Genomic DNA, 17738 nt, shown 5'->3' with positions numbered 1-17738 from the left:
TATTATTAGCTAATAATTCTATTTCTTCCTTCGTAAATAACTTGCTACTCATCTAATCCACTCCTATCGTTATGTTTTATTATACATAAAAAAACCTATAAAATAGACATTTTTTAGTTGTCTATCTTATAGGGTACATTTTAAAAAATTTAATATACGGTATTTTTATTTCATTTTATACCTCTTTTATATCATAATTTCGAAATCCAAATTTCAGCATCTTCAATACCTTTAAATGTTCTGAATTGATTTCCTTTATTAGCTTCAATAATCATTTCTTTAAATCTTTACCTATTAAATTGAAAATTCCACTGTGGAGTGTACTTCATTACTAATGCCTTTTCAAGTTCTTTTACATGCTCCACATTTTTATACTTTCTCCTAAACAGCTTACAATTTCTTATTTTACAAAATCAATTTTCAAATCCCCACTTTTACAATTAATATTAAAGTTATTTGAAGCTCCAGTATTTATTTCCTCTACATCCCCTTCAACTTCTTTGTTATCTATTTTATTAGTACCAAAATCCATATCTACTTTATATGAATATTCATTTTTGGGTAAACTAGTTTTTATGGTTATATCTCCAAAGTCACAATCTAAAGTATTATCACCCTTTAGCTCACCATCTATATTAATTTCTCCTGATTTTGCTCTTACTAACAATCCATTAGTAACTAATTGAATTCCTTTAACATCACCAAAATCACTATTAATTTTAGCATTATTAGCAGTAAGTGTTTTTATATCTAATGTTCCTGATTTTAAATTGCTTTCAAAAGTAGTTGTATTAATATTTTCTGATATGACATCTCCAAAATCAACATACAAAACTAACTCTTCTAACTTAAGATTTTTAGTATAAACCTTCCCACTTTTTCCTGTTAAATTAATTTTATCTCCAGTAATATTATTAATTGTTGCATTTCCAAAATCACAATTAATATTTGAATTTTTAACCTCAATGTTATCAACTATTAAATTCCCGCTTTTATTTTGTATATCTAAATTATTTAAAGCTACATTTTCTGGAATGTACACTTTTACTAAAGTATTATTGTCTATAAAACCCATGCTGAAGAACCTTTTCCCCCACCTATTGTTACTTACAGTTAGTTTTTCATTTTCAACCTTGTAAGTTAATTCTTCAACCTCTTTATTATATTCAACTTCAATAGCGTATTTATCTGATTTAATTACTTCAATATCTCCAAAATCAACATCTATATTAACATCATTAAATTTTTCTAATTCATTATTTTCTTTTATTATATTTGCTTTGTCATATATCTCAAGTCCATCTTTTCCCCATACAATACTACCATGACCTCCGCTTAACAACCCTATAATTGCCATTGTTATGCCAAGTACTATTAAGCATATTGATAATAAAATTAATTTCTTTGTTTTTCTCATTTTTATGCCCCCTTATTTGTTCTTTGATCTATTAACTTTACTTAAAAAGCTTTTAGTAATATTTCTAAATAATATAGCTACCTTTGGTACTATAGTTTTAACGCCAACTGCTACTAAAATTCCAAGTCCAATTACTATTAGTCCTGTTCCTATATATAAACTACCTGTTGCTGGTCCCTGAAAGATCACTAGAAATCCTACAATAAACGCTACTACACCAGCTAATAAAAGTGATAGTGCTACTGCAGCAAAAGTAAACATAAGTGCTCCTACAACTATTATCATTGCAAATACAATTGCTATTAATGCAATAGCTAATGGTAATGCTATTGGTGCAGCAAATATTGAAAGAATAATTAATAGTACCCTATTTATGCCACTCTTACTCTTTTCTTTTGTATTTGTATTAAATGCATAATCAGATAATATTTGTGATGCAATTGTTGAAGGTGAACCCAATTCTTTAATTACCTCTGCTTCGTCTTTTTCAGCATCATCGAAATATTCTAAGTAATATGCCACTACATTATCAACTTCTTCTTTTGATAATCTCTTTAACTTTATTCTCAATTCATCAATGAAATTTTCCTTACTCATTATTTGTACCCCTTTCCAATAAAACTTTATCAACATTTTTTTTATACTCTTCCCATTGTCCTAAATATTCACTCAGCACTTGCTTACCTTTTTCCGTAATTTTATAGTATCTTCTATTTCTTCCTTGATAAGCTTGATCATATGTTGTTAAGCATTCATCCTTTTGCAACCTTCTAAGCACAGGATATAGTGTTGATTCTGAAATAGACATAATCTGTCTAACATTTTGTGTAAGTATATATCCATAAGTATCTTCTCTAGAAAGTACCGCTAAAACGCACGCATCTAATAAAGCTGCTCCTAATTGAAAAGCCATAACTTCACCTCATTTTTTATTTATATAATATGTATCTATATATAATACTATATATCATATAATATTATTCATCAAACATTTTTGCAACTAAATTTTCAAATTTTGTTTTAAATAACCATTAAAGGCCCCATTAAAACTAATAATTTATAAAATAAAACCAATACTATAAACTAGGAATACATTTAAAATGGAGGTGTATGGTTTTGAGTTTAGACAATATCTGTTGTAAGACCTGGCAAGATGTCCTTATAGAAAAAGACTTCGACTCTTCTACTGCCAAAGCTCTTATTGGTTTTATTTCTTGGAATAAAGGAGAAGAGTTCTTTAAATTAGGAACAGAAATAACTCAGCTTCTATCTGGATATGAAGGAAAAGTTTTTGCTAAAGATGTGACTGCTATTAATTATAATGATAAAGGACTATTATTTTTTAGCACAGACATTTCTCAAGAAATTGCTAATAAAATCTTTGAAGCAATTATGAGTTATGAACAAAATAATGTTTATTCCTCGCTCCATTAAAAATATAACTAGAAAGCGGTGTTTGATATAAGTAGATATTACATTAAATACTTTATTGGAAAATGATTATAAAATGATAAACTTATAAATTTTCTTAAAAACCCCTGTTAAAAAAACATGGGTTTTTAAGAAAACTAGATAGATACTTATTATTATTTATTAAAAATTTATTCTACTTCTCCCCTCTAAGCAACCTATAATACTTAGGCAACTCCTCTTCATTACATTTATCACATTTCTTTGCATAACAATAGTTCCTAGCTCTTTCTAATTTACTGTGCATTTTATTCCATATATCTTTAATATCTTCATTTAATACATTTCCAAAGGGTTCAGGAATAAAATCACAAGGCAGGAAATTTCCTTCATTATCTATCTAGGAATGTTGCACCCCTGCTCCACATCCAAATTGATCTTTTGACTTATCATCTTTGTCTTTAATAAATCTTTTTGCACTACAATGCCAGCAGTTATACATACATCTACCTGTAATAGCTATATATGTAGAAATTGGAGCTAACCTTTTTCCTGTAGTATGATTATAAAAAAATTCTTTATCTTCTTCTGGAACCACATCTACTATACTTTTATAAGCTACACTATTTAGTGGTGGTAAAAAGGAGTTAACTACAAAATCACCATTATGAATAGCTAATCTATCATTTTTTATAACATTCATTCCACATCTTATAACATTTATAGGCTTATAATCTTTACTTTCCTTAAACCTCTTATGTATATATAGAAAGTTTTTTCTTACATCTTTGTTGAATACTGCTTTTATAATTGGCACCGTATTACTTATCATTTTTAAAAACCCCCCAAACATATTTATGAGTAATTGTATTAATTTCTTTTTCATTAAATAAATTAATCATTGTATCTTTAACCTTATTATCTTCCATATCTACCATAGCATCAAATCCAGCTAATGCTCCTGTCGATGTTACAAACGTGACTAAAGATTTGGTATCATCAAAAGTAAATATATGTGAACCACTTTTTACTTCTATTTTGGAAAACTTTTCTTTTTTGAACCATCTTGTAAATGTCTTATGATGAATTGGGTTAGGAAGTTCTTTCATTATTTTATTTATATTTTTATAGTTTTTTAAAATAAGTTTTGGATATATCTTTCTAACCTCTGGTAATGTATTTTTTAAATTAACTATTACGGTAAAATATCCGTCCTTTTTTAACACTCTAGAAACTTCCTTTATAATTTCATGAGGATTTTGATATTTAATTGCCCAAGCACATATAACAATATCAAAGCTATTATCTTTGGAACTTTTTAGAAGAGACAACATATCACTTTTTATAAATTCAGCATCTAAATTACAATTATTTTTAGCTTGATTTAGCATCCCCTCTGATATGTCTACTAAAGTGAACTTAGAAGATGGAATTCTAGAATTTATAAAACCACTATTAAAGCCTGTCCCACATGCGAGATCAAGAACTTTAGGAGATGATTTTGACTTAGTATCTATATATTTTATAATAACTTTATCTAACATTTCTTTATTATATTTATGCATTTCTTTTAAGAAAGAATCATTATAAACTTCACTTACTCTTGTATAAGAATTTGCTATATCCCTTAAATCTGTATATTTTTTAGTTAAAAATAATTTTATAATTCTAAATAGCCCTTTTAAAGTATTCATAAAATAACTCCTTTAGTTTGAATTTTCTCCTAAATATATATACTCATAGCTTGATATTTTAACTATTTCTCCATTATTAAAATAATCAGAAGTTAGTTTTTTCATCTCATTTTTAGATAACATTTTAACTTTTTCAAAACAACTTCTTTCAAAAATATATATAAGCTTAGTTATTATATGAGTTCTATCAAATTCGTAAATAAGTATTTTACCCTTATATTTAAGTAATCTTTTACATTCCTTTAATGTTTCTTCTTTATCACTTATATGGTGAAAGGAATCTCTCATTATAATTAAATCTATTGAAGAGTCCTTTAAATTAATGTTATTTGAACATCCATTTATAATATTAACTTTATTATTTTTTTCTTTAGCTATATTAGTCATTTTCACTTCTGGATCTAATATAGTTACATTAGCTCCTAAATTTATAAGTTCATTAGCTAATGTTCCAGTTCCCCCACCAATATCTAAAATTTCTATATTAGAAATATCTCCTATTATTTTTATGATTACTTGATTTTTATCTAAATTAAATATTTTCATAAATTTATCATATTGTTTGTAGTAATACTTAAATAAATAACTCATATTTGATATTTATCTCCTTAAAAACTCATATAAATTATATTAATTAAATAATACCATGTAATTCTTATAAATTGGAATATATTTCTTAATTTGATTTTTATTAGTAAGATTTTATGTGTTAAAAAATTAGCGGTAAATACCTATCAATATGATTAGTTATTTACCGCTTACATATTATATTTCATAAATTTCTTTTAATGCTTTAGCTACCCCAGCATCATCATTACTTGCTGTAACCATACTAGCAACTTCTTTTAAACAATCTTCACCATTCTCTAAAGTAACTGGAAATCCTACTTCTAATAGCATGGATAAATCATTCTCTCCATCTCCCATAGCAATTATTTCACTTCTATGAATTCCTAAATCACTAGCATAATCTATTAACGCTTTCCCTTTAGAAACATTTGCTGCCACCACATCTAAACTATTTTTAGCAGCTCTAAATACTTCAATCCCTTGAATCTTCTTTATCTTTTCATGCAAAGGAATTATTGTTTCAACATCATTTGAAGCATACATTATTTTAGTAATTTTAACATCATCATGTAAAAGCTCCTCAATATCATTAAAGATGTTTATATCCATATATTTAGCTAATCTTTTAGTAAATATAGCAAATGGGTTTTTTTCTTCATTTAGCTCATCTGGATTAAATGAATAAATAGCATCTAATGAGTAAAATCTTGGATACATTCCATTGCTTTTAAAAAGATTATAAAGCTCCACTAATTGTTCTTTTCCAATATGTTTTAAATAATAAATTTCATTAGTTAAAACATCTCTCATGGTAGCTCCGTTACAGCCTAATATCGGAGCCTTTATTCCTAAAGTTTTCACATATTCTCTTGCCATTACATCTGGCCTACCAGTCACAACTACAAATTTAACTCCCTTATCTTTTAATTTTCTAATTGTCTGAAGATTTTCTTCTGGTATTTCGTTTTTGCTATTTAATAAAGTTCCATCAATATCAATAGCTACTAATTTGTACTTCATATATCTCTCCTCTTATTACATCCCAATATTTTACATAATACCCAACATATAATATAACACTATTTCATAAATATTCCAATATAATGAAATTATATTTCCAAAATTAATCAAAAATAAAAACAGCATTACTAGTAAATAGCGCTGCTTTTATTTAAAAATTATATTGCTTACTTATATAAATTATCTTCTATAATTTTATTTGCAAGAATGCCAATATTAACTTCTTTAGTATCCATATAAACATCAATAATTCTATCTGCAAGAGTAACCGCAGCATACTCTATTTCTTTTTCATCTTCATCTTTATACTTAATTATGTCATAAGTTATAATATCTTCTTTAAGTTCCTTCTTAAAAATCATTCAAAATTTTCTCCCTAAGTTATATCTACTACATTCTGGAAAATATTGGATATTGTGTCTATTTATAAGTTAATATTTGTACTATTGAGCTCCATTTATAAACTCCATTACACTTTTCTCATATTCATCTTGAAAATCTGAAAATGCATTTCCATGTTCACTTTCTTCAACAGTAAATATATTTTTCTTACTATTTTGAATTGAATTATAAATATCTTCCCCCATAAAATATGGTGTTATTTCATCTGACTTACTATTAATTATAAGAATCGGCATATTTGCTTTACTTGTATATTTACATACATTAACATCTTTATAAGAAAAGCCAAGCTTTGCTTTTGTAACTATATTGCCCATAAACATCATAAAACCTACTGGTATTCCAGCATCCATACTCTCCATTTGAGTTGAAATCATATAACTCATATTACTTATTGGAGAATCCAATATGGCAAAGTTAATATCCTTATTTGCCTCTTCTGAACCAGTATATATTCCAGTTGTTGCCCCCCCAAAAGATACTCCCCAAACTCCTAATTTTTTATTTTCATCTATTAAACCTTTTATATGTTTTACACTATCTTTTACGTCATGGCTTTCTAAATAACCATAAGTAGTATATTGTGCTGTATTTTCTCCTGAACTTCTTTGATCATATGCAAGAACATTATAACCATTTTTTAAAAACATCTTTGCAATAGGATAAACTGTCAGACGGTTCCCTCCCATTCCATGAACCAATATTACTGTATCTAAATTTTTATTTCCATCTTTGGTAATAAGATTAGCTGGAATTATATGATCATCTAATGTAGACTTAATTTCTACTTTTTCAATTTTATATTCTTTTTCAAATTCCTCTAAATTAAAATTATGTTTTTCTAAATACTCCTCCCCTTTTTGAATACTTGTTGCTTCATTATTTACCATTTGCATTGATCCACTAAATACAGAAATCCCAGTAAAATAACAAATACCTCCAATTGTAAATAATATAGTAATCAAAAATACTATCCCTATTATTTTAAAAACTTTTTTTGCTTTCATAATCTGCTCAATCCCCCAAAAATTTATTATCTTTTTAATTATATGATTTATTTTCAATTAATTACCACGAATTCTTAAGATTTTTATAAATTTTCTAAGGCTTTATTAAATAATATAAAATCAAAATAGTTATATTAAAAAAGGTAGAAGCTCTATTTCTTCTACCTAAATTAAACTATTTTTCAAATAAGCATTATTCTCTTTTGTTACTATTTAAACATCCTCCAAATATACCACCAATTCCTGATCCGATACATATTCCAAGAATAATATTATTAAATATTAAAATCCCTAGTATTAATCCAATAATTAATCCTATCCCAATTGAAATAGATAAATATTTTAAATTTTTTCTATTTAAATTTTTATTATTCATAAAAACACCTCTCAACTTTTATATAATATAGAATTAATAATGTTATACATCAGTGAATTATAAGTTACTCTTTTACAAACTCTCTTAATCTAAAACTTCCTGCTGTAAATAATACCCCTGACATTAGTACTATTACTATAATAGGCATAAATATATTTCCCTTATTTATAATTTGTGCCATCCATGAAAATGGTGAAACTATGCTTAAATTATTTATTATTTGTGGTACATTATCAAATTCTTGAAGTCCACTTCCAAGTATGCCTACACCAAATGATAACAATCCAAAGACTACAACTGCTAAACTTGCTATAGTTGGATGTTTAAGCCACCTTGTCGTAGCTACGATTAAGGAAGTAGTCATCAAACTACATAGGGTAATTACTAATATGCCTTCACCTAAATTATAATTTGGCACTTTAAATATCTTTAAAGCTATAATTAAAGTTAATGAACTTACTATACTTTGCAAAATAAATGCAGATAAATATAAAGAACCTAAGATTACTTTATCAGAATTACCCGTTGATATTGTTCTCTTTAATACTTTTTGGGCTTTAAGCTTAATTATATCATCAATTAATATTGATCCACCTATCATCATAAAATAACATATCATAAGAACAGTCATAACAAAATCTTCTTTGCTTACTTCATTTTTATCAACTATTACAGCTTTTACAGTATTTGTACTTAGGCCATCATTTACTCCTTCTTCAAGTAATTCATTTACATAACTAGTTATAATATTATCTGCAATAACTGATCCCATTACAGCTTCATTACTATAACTTTTAATATTTGGTACACCACCATTATTTATATCTTTTTCAAAATTTTCATCTATTACATATATTGCTCCAATTTTTTTATCTCTTAATTCATTATAATTATCTTCAGCTTCTCCCTTTAATTCTTCTATATCATATTTTTCTGACAGATTATTTATTAAATCCTTAGAGTATTTACTTGAAGATTTATCTAATATCCCTAGTTTCCCTAGAGAAGTATCATTTGAGCTTGGTCCAACTACACCAAATAAAACAATCATAGGAAGAAGAAATGTCATAAGCAAAATTGCAGGATTCTTTAAACTTCTTCTTAAATTAATTATAGTTAATCTTATTAAGCGCATTTCCTTCCCCCCTCACATGAATTTACTTTTATTAATGCAATTAAAAGTAGTATTGCTGAAGCAGCAATTATTAATATTAAGTCTTTAGTATTTCCATTAAAATTTCCATTTAAATTATACAAAGTAAAAAGCTTTGAAATATAGTGTGTTGGTGCTAAGGTTGCTAAAGCATTACCTTCTCCAGTAAGCATCTCCATCCCTATAATAGGAAGAGCAAAAAGTAATCCTCCAATAACTTTTCCATAGGTTGCTCCAAAAAAAGTATATATAAATTTACTTATTGAAACTACTAATATAGCTGAAGTTAAAACTAATATAATTAAAGGAATTAGATTTCCTGTAAAGCTTATTCCTGCAATTCTGAAGAAAAATACATATCCAGAAATAATTAAAGATGAATATACAAATAAAGCAAATGAATCATAATAAAAATATTGCTTTTTGGTTATAGGTGTTGAAGACACTCTTTTATCAAGATTTACGCTAATTTCTGCATAGTTAGTTTGTATAAGTCCAAAAATAAGCATACTAATTACAAATGCAATCATTGATGCAGACATTTTTTCATAACTACTAGAAGATTTCTTTGTGTCTATATCTATTTTTTCAACAATTGATTTTCCCGAGATCTTTTCTAAATCTTCATTTGATCCTCCAGATATATTAACATAAAGACTTTGATGATAATTATCTAAAATTGTTTTTAATGTATTTGTTGAGTTATTTAATCCTTCTTCTAATTTGTTTATATTTATTTCACCTTTTTTTAAGGACAACACATTATCTCCATATCCCTTTGGGATAGCAATTTCTATATTAGCTTTTTTATCAGTTATTTCAACAAGCTCTTTCATTTCCTCGCTTTCTAAAAAGGCTACTAAATTTTTAGACATATCACTCTTATCCATATCAGTTATTTCAACTTTTAAAGTTTTAAGCTTTAAGGGGCTTTCCATAAGTGTCTTTTGGAAAAATCCCATAAAGGCTGCTAATAAAACTGGGAAGAGTATAGAATATAAAATTGTTATAGCTCCATTAGATACCATTCCTTTTAAGGTTGTTTTTATATAATATAATAATTTCAATTAAGCCACCCCCTAATCTCTTAGTGTCTTTCCTGTTAAAGCTAAGAATACATCTTCAAGTCTTGCATCTTCATAACTTATTTTCTTTACATTAATACCATATTGCTCTATGATACTTAAAACATTATGAAGTTTAAAGTTTGAATCTATAGTTAAGGAAATTGTATCTTCCTGCTCCTTAACCTTTATTACTCCTTCTAATTTTTCAATATTTAAAATAACTTCGCCTGTAATATCTTTAGCTTCTATTAGTACTTTATTATTAGGAAAAACAGAAGTTTTAATTTCTTCTTCAGTTCCATAAGCAACTTCCTTACCTAAATCAATAATAAACACTCTTTTGCAAAGCTCCTCAACTTCTTCCATATAATGAGAAGTGTAAATAACTGTTGTCCCCCACTCTTTACAAATATTTTTAGTGAAAGTAAATATATGATTTCTTGATTGTGGGTCAACTCCAACAGTAGGCTCATCCATAATTAATACCTTTGGATGATGCATAATAGCAGCTGCAATATTTAATCTTCTTTTCATCCCACCTGAAAACTTTTTAACTTTTTCCTTCTTCTTTTCTTGAAGACCTGTAACTTCTAAGGCCTCTTTAATTCTTTCTTTAAGTTCCTTCCCTTTTAACCCATATAATGCGCCAAAAAACTCAAGGTTATCATAGGCATTTAGCTCTTCCATTAAAGCAATATCCTGTGGTACATAACCTATACATTCCTTAGCTTTTATTGGTTCTTTTAAAATATCATAGCCACAAATTTTAATCGTTCCACTATCTGGAGCTAAAAGACTAGTCATTATATTAATTAATGTGGATTTTCCAGCTCCATTAGGTCCTATAAATCCAAAAATCTCTCCTCTATTAACTTCATAGCTTACATTATCTAAAACTAACTTATCATTAAATCTTTTTGTAACATTTTTAACTTCTATAATACACATTTAAAATACCCCCTAGCTTTATCTTAATTCTATAATAAGATAAAGCTAGGGGGCTTGCCATTACTCTAAGTCACTATATAAATGACTTAAGTCACTATTCCATTTTTAAATGCAAAAATTGCAATTTGTGTTCTATCTCTAAGATTTAACTTAGATAATACGTTTGTAATATTATTTTTTATAGTTCCTTCAGATAAATAAAGCTTTTCTGAAATTTCTTTATTGGTTAAGCCTTCTGCAATATATTTAATGATTTGAAATTCCTTCTCTGAAAAATCATATTTCTCTATTTCTTTGCTATTGATATTTTGTAAATTTACACTAAGCATTTCATTTGCAACTTCTGGATGAACAACCATGTTTCCCATATAAGCTGTTTTTATTCCTTCATAAATAACTTCATGAGAACTATCTTTTAACAAATAACCAAAAGCACCATATTTTAAAGCATCTTGAATATATTCTTTATCTTTAAAGGTAGTAAGTATAATAACTTTAATTTTAGTAAACTGTTCTTTAATAAGCCTTGTGCCCATAACTCCATCACAATCTTTCATTCTTATATCCATAAGAACTACATCAATATCTTGGTTTTTACATACTTCTAAAGCTTTATACCCATTTTCTGCCGTATCAACTACTTCAATTTCATCAAAGGTTGAAAGCATAATTTTTAAACCTTCTCTAATTAACTTTTCATCATCTACAATTAATATTTTGATTTTTCCCATCCTAATTCTCCTTTTCCCTTTGAATTACAAGTTTTACAAAGAATCCTTTTCCTTCTTCTGAGCTAAGATCAACTGTTCCGCCCATTTCTTCTGCTCTTTCTCTTATATTCTTAAGTCCAAATCCACTTTCTTCAATAGTACTGGTTCCTACACCATTATCTTTAAAAGATATTACAAAATCATTTTCTGTAAAATTCATAATTACTTTAACCTTTGATGCCTTACCATGTCTTAAAGCATTAGATAATATTTCTTGAGTTATTCTATATAAATGAGTACTTTGCTTTGTAGATAAAGTCCAATTACCCTTTGACAAAATAATGCTTACTTCTATTCCAGACATCTTTTCGAAGTTTTTACATAGCTCTTGAATTCTAATTATACCTCTGTAATTATCATAATCATCAGATTTAAGCTCACTTACAGCTTTCTTTACATCTTGAAAACTATCATTTATAAAATCTCTTAAGTTTCCTGCCATATCTTTCAAATTACTTTCTTCTTTACTAGCTATACTTTCCATAGCAGATAATTGAATCATTGCTGTAGATAAAGCATGTCCAACACTATCATGTATTTCTCTTGATATTCTATTTCTCTCTTTAAGTACTGTTAATTCTTCTATTGAAGTAAGACATTCTTCAAGGTCATTATTAGCTTCAATTAGCTTTTCCTCTGATATCCTAAGCTTGTCATATAGCCTTTGAGCTTCTCTTTTTGTACTATATAGATTAGATATATAATTTAAAAGAATCGTAAAAATAACCATAATAACTAAATTAATAATACCATTTTCTATGCTTTCATTAAATTTTGTAGATACAGCTAAAATAGATATTATAACTGCAAATAAATATTTTATATTATTGTACCTTAAAGTAAATGAATCTATGGTTATCCCTATTAAATAAAATAGAATACTTCCTCCAAAGTTTAAATAAGCTATTGGCGACACTATTAACTCTATAATCATTGAAAATATGGTTAATTTATCATTTTTAAAGAAAAATACTCTAAGGTTATTATTTATTACAAATAACAAAACAAATATTATACTTTGAATACTTGTATTTTTTTCTTCAATAAATATTTGAGCTATTAAAATAATAAATGATATATATCGTATTAATAATAATTCCTTACTTTTTCTCATAGTTCTCTCCAATTCTCTTTATAGTATAAGATAATAATACAACATATTTTAAAATTGGTGAATAGTAGTAAATCTATAAGTAAAAATAAAAGATGACTCCTGTTTGATACAGAAATCATCCTTTAAATAACATATTATTTTTAAAATTTACTTTGTCAAAGATACATTTTAAAATAATGTTTTTATTTTAAACTTATATCTCTTACTTATATAAGTTATCTTCTATAATTTTATTAGCAAGAATACCTATATTAACTTCTTTAGTATCCATATATACATCAATAATTCTATCTACAAGAGTAACCTCAACGTACTCTATTTCTTTTCCGTCTTCATCTTCATACTTAATTATGTCATAAGTTATAATATCTTCTTTAAGTGCCTTCTTAGAAATCATAAGTTTTCCTCCTTAAGTTATATTCACTATATTCTAGCAAAGATTTAAAGCTATGTCCATTTAAATGAATTTCTAACTTTTATGAATTAAACTTTTCTAAAAACTTCTTATACTTTTAGTAAGGATATTATATTTTTCATTTTACTTTTGGAGAATGTTTTTATTTTTTGTGCTTTCTTAAAACAACACCAGCTATAGCCATAATACTTCCTAAGGCAACTGTACTTATTGGTGAAGTTCCTCCTGTATTTGGAAGATTAGAATTTGGTTTATTATTGTTTGTACCTTCATTATTATTTTTGTCGTCATCATTGTCTGTCCCTGCATTGTTATCTTTTTCTTTTACAGTTACTTTAATAGTTGTTTCAGTCTTATTGTTATTACTATCTTCAACTTCATATATAACCTTATACTCTCCAGCCTTTGAAGTATCTACAGTGTTTTCTTTAACTTTAATTTTATTAGATATATCTCCATCTTCTTCATCTAAGGCTGTTACCCCTTCTAAAGGAACAAATTCATCTCCTATAGTTAGAACTTTATCTGAAGCAGTTATTACTGGAAAACTATCTGCTAATATATTAACTTTTGTTTCTGATGGTAAAGCTGTAAATACTCTATCATTACTATCTATTACTTCCATAGAATCTATCTTTATAGTTGATAAACCTACATTAGATTTAGATTTAAAAATTATATTAAAGCTTTCATTAGTTATAATTTTTTCTCCTAAAGCTTCTAAATTTACTACTAATTTATCATTTTCTATTTTACTATCTACTATTTTGATACCTTCACTATTAGACTCTGCTTTTACAAACTCTAAAAAATTGTTATCAAAATTAATTATTGCTGAGTATTTCTTACTATTTAAGCCTTCCTTAATATCCTTTAATAATATTTTAGTTTCAAACTCTTTTCCAACTTTAACATTTGAAGGTGCTTCAATATTTGTGGTACCTATTGAAGTTAAGTTAGTTATACCATATCCAAAGTTATATTTATTGCTAGTTAGGTCATAACTACCATCTTGCATTAAATTTGGTATATCAACTGGAAGAGTTCCAACAGCTTCATGTGCTCCAAAAACTACATCGATAATGGCTGGAATATTTGGCCCAAAGGCTTTTGTAGGTGATAATCCTCCATCAGCTTCTGTTGGATCCATTCCTTTATATCCATATGCTATTACCTTAGCTTGAGCTTCATCACGAGCAGTCACATCATACGGATGACCAAGACTACCTAAAACAACAGCCTTTCCCTTAGATTTTCCATATTCAAAAACTTCTGTTGGATATTTAGTTAACCAACTGTCTAGTGATAAATGAGAAGATCTTGATATTTCAGATAACATAATAATTTTATCTGCTGAATCAATTTTAATCTTTATATCATCATCTAATGCGGTTTTCTTGTTATATGAAACTAAATTTAAATTAACATTATTTATTTTACCTTCTTTTATTAATCTAGTTATACCAAATTTCATACCTGGCAACTCATTATCATATGGTGCTAATAAAAGTATATTTTCACCTTCCTTAGGCTTTAAAGGCAAAATATTATTTTCATTTTTAACTACAGTAATAGCATTAGCTGAGACTCTTCTCTCAATATCTCTATTTTCCTTTGATCCAACAATAGATTTAGCATTGGTAACCTTTTCTTCTAAAGTTCTATTGTCTTTTTCTAAATCCATTATACCTCTATCTATTTTTAACTTAACAATTCTCTCTGCAGACTCATTTATTCTATCTAATGGTATTTCTCCTGTATTTACAGCTTCTTTAACTGAATTTATAATATTCTCTAACTTAGAAACATCATCTGTGCTTCTTAATACAGTTGGCATTAAAGCAATATCAACTCCTGCTTTTATAGTTAATTTAACAGCTTCTACTTCACCAAAGTGCTCACTAATAGCTTTCATATTTAAGGCATCAGTTACTACAACCCCATCAAAGGAAAGTTCATTTCTTAAAACCCCTGTAATTACATCATCTGACAATGTTGCAGGATATCCAATTTGACTTCCATCTTTTTTTGAGGTGTAAGTATCCTTTTCTATTTGTGGGAATTGTATATGAGCAGTCATTATCATATCAACGCCCTTATCTATGGCTGTTTTAAAAGGCTTTAGTTCCATCTCTCTTAAAGCTTCTATAGGTTTATCTACTACTGGTAATCCATAATGGGAATCTGTAGCAGTGTCACCATGACCTGGAAAGTGTTTAGCCGCTGCTGCAACTCCTTGGCTTTGAATTCCCTCCATAATCTTGCTGCCTAATCTTCCAACTAATTCTGGATTGCTTGATATTGATCTTAAGTTAATAACAGGGTTATTGGGATTATTATTAATATCCATAGCTGGAGCAAAGTTAACATTAAGTCCTAAGGATTTTAATTCCCTTCCAATTACATATCCTGAATCATAAGCATCTATTTCACTTTTTGTAGCCCCTATAGCCATATTTCCAGGTAAGTTTGTACCTGTACCTAATCTAGTAACTATTCCACCTTCTTGGTCTATAGTTAATAGTAAAGGTAAGTTTCCATCTTTATCTTCAATTGCTACCTTTTGAAGATCATGAACCAACTTTACAGTTTGTTCTGTTTCTTTTACATTATTAGCAAATAAAATAACTCCTCCTAAATCATATTTGTCTACTATGTCTGCTATTTCATCATTTAACACTGTCATATCACTTACTGCTTGAGCATCTTTAGCTTTCCATTGTCTAAAATCTGGCATTAGCATTTGTCCAACTTTTTCGTCTAAAGTCATACTTTTAACTATTTCCTTGGCTTTAGTTTTTGAATCTGTAGCATAGACCTTATTAGATGGTAATGTAAATAATGAAGTGGTAATCATAGTTGCAGCTAGAAGTAAAGCAATTTTCTTTTTATTCATAAAAATCCCCCTATAAAATAATAACTTTTTAATTTGTTAAAGATTGTTTATATTATTTTTTAATAATATTTAATTTTAACTTTTTTTCTTATATCCTAGACTTGGCATAAAGTTTTTAACCTTACATATTTTCTTAATATTTCTCTAAATTTTCTTTATAGTATAAGATAATAATACAACATATTTTTCTTTTGGTAAATATTGTAAATTATATAATTTCCTTAACTCAATAAAAAAATAACTGTAATAAAGCTTAAAACTCTATTACAGTTACTATAAAAGTTATATATATATTCTATTTATATGCCTCTAATTATTATTTTCTTTTTTTCTATAAACTAAATAAATTCCTGTGCAAACTAATATTAGAGATATTAATATCTTAATATCAAAAATATTTTCTTTTAAGAATATAGCAGATAATATAGTTCCAAATATAGGTACTAAAAAGTTAAAAACCGTTATTATTCCTACCTTATTATATTTAAGAAGCTGAGACCATAATGCAAAAGCTACTGAGGATAATAAAGCCATATATAATAGTAACATACTTGATTTAACTGTGAAGTTTGAAAGATGTCCTCCTAAAACATATCCTAAAATAGTTAAAATAAGACCTCCTATTGCAAGTTGATATCCAGTTACAGTAGATGCATCTTTATTTTGAGTTATCTTCTTACCATAAATTGATGATATTGAAAGTAAAAATGCTGCAATCATTATGAAGCCTTCACCTTTAAATGAAAAACTACCTTCTAAAACTGATGTACCACCAAGATTAACTATAATAACTCCTGAAAATCCAACAATACAGCCTAAAACTTTGTTATAATTTAGCTTGTCATTTTTATAAATAAAGTGAGCTAATAGAATGCTAAAAAATGTTCCTGTTCCATTTATAATTGCTCCTCTTACTCCTGTTGTATAAGACAGTCCTATATAAAAGAAAATATATTGAAGGGTTGTCTGTCCTAGTCCCAATATAGTAACTTGTCCTAATTCTTTAGTATTTAAGTTAAAAACTTTAGCTCCTCTTATTATTTGTAATAAGAAAACAAAAACTCCTGCTAAGAAAAACCTATATCCAGCGAAAATAAGCTTTGATCCTATATCATTTTCTACAATATTAAAAAGTTCATATCCAATCTTTATAGAAGGATAAGCACTTCCCCATAATAATGTGCAAATAACAGCAAGCACAATTATATTTTTTCTGTTAGTATAAAATTTTGATTTGTCCAAATTTGTCTTTCCTTTCTAGTAATAAATTATTTATATACATATTACCATATATTCTAATTTAATGTTATATCTTAAATAATTTTAAGTCATTTATTGGGTTATTTTACAATTTTATTCTTTAATTTTAAATTTTACTTATCTTTATAAATTATAATATTTTATAAAGATTTAGTTTTTCTTAATTTTATAGTTACTTTTAAGTGCCTATGTCACTTAAAAGTAAGTACTTGATATTTA

20 protein-coding genes are annotated in these 17738 nt (G+C 26.9%); 1 reads left to right on the top strand and 19 read right to left on the bottom strand.

Features of this window, described 5'->3' with window-relative positions:
• Positions 1-400: 400 nt before the first annotated feature.
• The 3 genes from ACYUEX_RS15200 to ACYUEX_RS15190 are packed head-to-tail and all read right to left on the bottom strand — an operon-like array spanning position 401 to position 2330.
• Positions 401-1417, bottom strand: coding sequence for a DUF4097 family beta strand repeat-containing protein (locus ACYUEX_RS15200; RefSeq protein WP_460288953.1), 1017 nt, complete (start codon positions 1415-1417; stop codon positions 401-403).
• 12 nt (positions 1418-1429) lie between these two features.
• Positions 1430-2014, bottom strand: coding sequence for a DUF1700 domain-containing protein (locus ACYUEX_RS15195; protein WP_460288952.1), 585 nt, complete (start codon positions 2012-2014; stop codon positions 1430-1432).
• A complete protein-coding gene (locus ACYUEX_RS15190; protein ID WP_322413089.1) occupies positions 2007-2330 on the bottom strand; it encodes a PadR family transcriptional regulator in 324 nt (107 codons plus the stop codon). Before ACYUEX_RS15190 ends, ACYUEX_RS15195 begins: the two co-directional genes overlap by 8 nt.
• A gap of 203 nt (positions 2331-2533) precedes the next feature.
• Between ACYUEX_RS15190 and ACYUEX_RS15185 the strand changes: the two genes are divergently transcribed.
• On the top strand, positions 2534-2851 hold the full coding sequence (locus ACYUEX_RS15185; RefSeq protein WP_460288951.1) for a hypothetical protein: 318 nt from the start codon (positions 2534-2536) through the stop codon (positions 2849-2851).
• A 172-nt stretch (positions 2852-3023) separates the two neighbouring features.
• Here ACYUEX_RS15185 and ACYUEX_RS15180 read toward each other — a convergent pair whose 3' ends face one another.
• The 16 genes from ACYUEX_RS15180 to ACYUEX_RS15105 form a co-directional block, all read right to left on the bottom strand.
• Positions 3024-3227, bottom strand: coding sequence for an SPASM domain-containing protein (locus tag ACYUEX_RS15180; RefSeq protein WP_460288960.1), 204 nt, complete (start codon positions 3225-3227; stop codon positions 3024-3026).
• Entirely contained in the window at positions 3228-3659 is a 432-nt protein-coding gene (locus tag ACYUEX_RS15175) for a hypothetical protein (RefSeq protein WP_460288950.1), read from the bottom strand.
• Positions 3649-4521, bottom strand: coding sequence for a class I SAM-dependent methyltransferase (locus ACYUEX_RS15170; protein ID WP_460288949.1), 873 nt, complete (start codon positions 4519-4521; stop codon positions 3649-3651). Before ACYUEX_RS15170 ends, ACYUEX_RS15175 begins: the two co-directional genes overlap by 11 nt.
• Before the next feature lie 12 nt (positions 4522-4533).
• A complete protein-coding gene (locus tag ACYUEX_RS15165; protein WP_460288948.1) occupies positions 4534-5112 on the bottom strand; it encodes a class I SAM-dependent methyltransferase in 579 nt (192 codons plus the stop codon).
• Between the two features lie 174 nt (positions 5113-5286).
• A complete protein-coding gene (locus ACYUEX_RS15160; RefSeq protein ID WP_460288947.1) occupies positions 5287-6111 on the bottom strand; it encodes a Cof-type HAD-IIB family hydrolase in 825 nt (274 codons plus the stop codon).
• 167 nt (positions 6112-6278) lie between these two features.
• Positions 6279-6473 (bottom strand): hypothetical protein, encoded by a 195-nt coding sequence (locus ACYUEX_RS15155; RefSeq protein WP_460288946.1) that lies wholly within the window; start codon positions 6471-6473, stop codon positions 6279-6281.
• Between the two features lie 81 nt (positions 6474-6554).
• Positions 6555-7520 (bottom strand): alpha/beta hydrolase, encoded by a 966-nt coding sequence (locus tag ACYUEX_RS15150; RefSeq protein WP_460288945.1) that lies wholly within the window; start codon positions 7518-7520, stop codon positions 6555-6557.
• Between the two features lie 193 nt (positions 7521-7713).
• On the bottom strand, positions 7714-7896 hold the full coding sequence (locus ACYUEX_RS15145) for a hypothetical protein (protein WP_460288944.1): 183 nt from the start codon (positions 7894-7896) through the stop codon (positions 7714-7716).
• Positions 7897-7960: 64 nt separating this feature from the next.
• Positions 7961-9031: an ABC transporter permease gene (locus ACYUEX_RS15140; RefSeq protein WP_460288943.1), complete on the bottom strand. Its 1071-nt coding sequence runs from the start codon at positions 9029-9031 to the stop codon at positions 7961-7963.
• Positions 9022-10116 (bottom strand): ABC transporter permease, encoded by a 1095-nt coding sequence (locus ACYUEX_RS15135; protein WP_460288942.1) that lies wholly within the window; start codon positions 10114-10116, stop codon positions 9022-9024. The genes ACYUEX_RS15140 and ACYUEX_RS15135 overlap by 10 nt, the downstream gene beginning before the upstream one ends.
• 12 nt (positions 10117-10128) lie before the next feature.
• A complete protein-coding gene (locus ACYUEX_RS15130) occupies positions 10129-11064 on the bottom strand; it encodes an ABC transporter ATP-binding protein (protein WP_460288941.1) in 936 nt (311 codons plus the stop codon).
• An 86-nt stretch (positions 11065-11150) separates the two neighbouring features.
• On the bottom strand, positions 11151-11795 hold the full coding sequence (locus tag ACYUEX_RS15125) for a response regulator transcription factor (RefSeq protein WP_460288940.1): 645 nt from the start codon (positions 11793-11795) through the stop codon (positions 11151-11153).
• Between the two features lies 1 nt (position 11796).
• Complete coding sequence (locus ACYUEX_RS15120; RefSeq protein ID WP_460288939.1) at positions 11797-12948, bottom strand: sensor histidine kinase; 1152 nt, start codon at positions 12946-12948, stop codon at positions 11797-11799.
• A 202-nt stretch (positions 12949-13150) separates the two neighbouring features.
• A complete protein-coding gene (locus ACYUEX_RS15115) occupies positions 13151-13345 on the bottom strand; it encodes a hypothetical protein (protein ID WP_460288938.1) in 195 nt (64 codons plus the stop codon).
• 160 nt (positions 13346-13505) lie between these two features.
• Positions 13506-16259 (bottom strand): glycoside hydrolase family 3 N-terminal domain-containing protein, encoded by a 2754-nt coding sequence (locus ACYUEX_RS15110; RefSeq protein WP_460288937.1) that lies wholly within the window; start codon positions 16257-16259, stop codon positions 13506-13508.
• A gap of 309 nt (positions 16260-16568) precedes the next feature.
• The gene (locus tag ACYUEX_RS15105; protein WP_460288936.1) at positions 16569-17501 is read right to left on the bottom strand and encodes a DMT family transporter; all 933 of its coding nucleotides are present in this window, start codon (positions 17499-17501) and stop codon (positions 16569-16571) included.
• Positions 17502-17738 lie beyond the last annotated feature (237 nt).

Source organism: Clostridium sp. CTA-7, assembly GCF_054768095.1.
This window is presented reverse-complemented; position numbering and strand designations above follow the sequence as displayed.

What these genes read in the sequence shown, in the direction of transcription:
- ACYUEX_RS15150 (WP_460288945.1), bottom strand. Translation starts at nt 7,520, where the DNA reads ATGAAAGCAAAAAAAGTTTTTAAAATAATAGGGATAGTATTTTTGATT.
- ACYUEX_RS15170 (WP_460288949.1), bottom strand. Translation starts at nt 4,521, where the DNA reads ATGAATACTTTAAAAGGGCTATTTAGAATTATAAAATTATTTTTAACT.
- ACYUEX_RS15130 (WP_460288941.1), bottom strand. Translation starts at nt 11,064, where the DNA reads ATGTGTATTATAGAAGTTAAAAATGTTACAAAAAGATTTAATGATAAG.
- ACYUEX_RS15125 (WP_460288940.1), bottom strand. Translation starts at nt 11,795, where the DNA reads ATGGGAAAAATCAAAATATTAATTGTAGATGATGAAAAGTTAATTAGA.
- ACYUEX_RS15160 (WP_460288947.1), bottom strand. Translation starts at nt 6,111, where the DNA reads ATGAAGTACAAATTAGTAGCTATTGATATTGATGGAACTTTATTAAAT.
- ACYUEX_RS15200 (WP_460288953.1), bottom strand. Translation starts at nt 1,417, where the DNA reads ATGAGAAAAACAAAGAAATTAATTTTATTATCAATATGCTTAATAGTA.
- ACYUEX_RS15145 (WP_460288944.1), bottom strand. Translation starts at nt 7,896, where the DNA reads ATGAATAATAAAAATTTAAATAGAAAAAATTTAAAATATTTATCTATT.
- ACYUEX_RS15115 (WP_460288938.1), bottom strand. Translation starts at nt 13,345, where the DNA reads ATGATTTCTAAGAAGGCACTTAAAGAAGATATTATAACTTATGACATA.
- ACYUEX_RS15195 (WP_460288952.1), bottom strand. Translation starts at nt 2,014, where the DNA reads ATGAGTAAGGAAAATTTCATTGATGAATTGAGAATAAAGTTAAAGAGA.
- ACYUEX_RS15190 (WP_322413089.1), bottom strand. Translation starts at nt 2,330, where the DNA reads ATGGCTTTTCAATTAGGAGCAGCTTTATTAGATGCGTGCGTTTTAGCG.
- ACYUEX_RS15110 (WP_460288937.1), bottom strand. Translation starts at nt 16,259, where the DNA reads ATGAATAAAAAGAAAATTGCTTTACTTCTAGCTGCAACTATGATTACC.
- ACYUEX_RS15175 (WP_460288950.1), bottom strand. Translation starts at nt 3,659, where the DNA reads ATGATAAGTAATACGGTGCCAATTATAAAAGCAGTATTCAACAAAGAT.
- ACYUEX_RS15165 (WP_460288948.1), bottom strand. Translation starts at nt 5,112, where the DNA reads ATGAGTTATTTATTTAAGTATTACTACAAACAATATGATAAATTTATG.
- ACYUEX_RS15120 (WP_460288939.1), bottom strand. Translation starts at nt 12,948, where the DNA reads ATGAGAAAAAGTAAGGAATTATTATTAATACGATATATATCATTTATT.
- ACYUEX_RS15155 (WP_460288946.1), bottom strand. Translation starts at nt 6,473, where the DNA reads ATGATTTTTAAGAAGGAACTTAAAGAAGATATTATAACTTATGACATA.
- ACYUEX_RS15140 (WP_460288943.1), bottom strand. Translation starts at nt 9,031, where the DNA reads ATGCGCTTAATAAGATTAACTATAATTAATTTAAGAAGAAGTTTAAAG.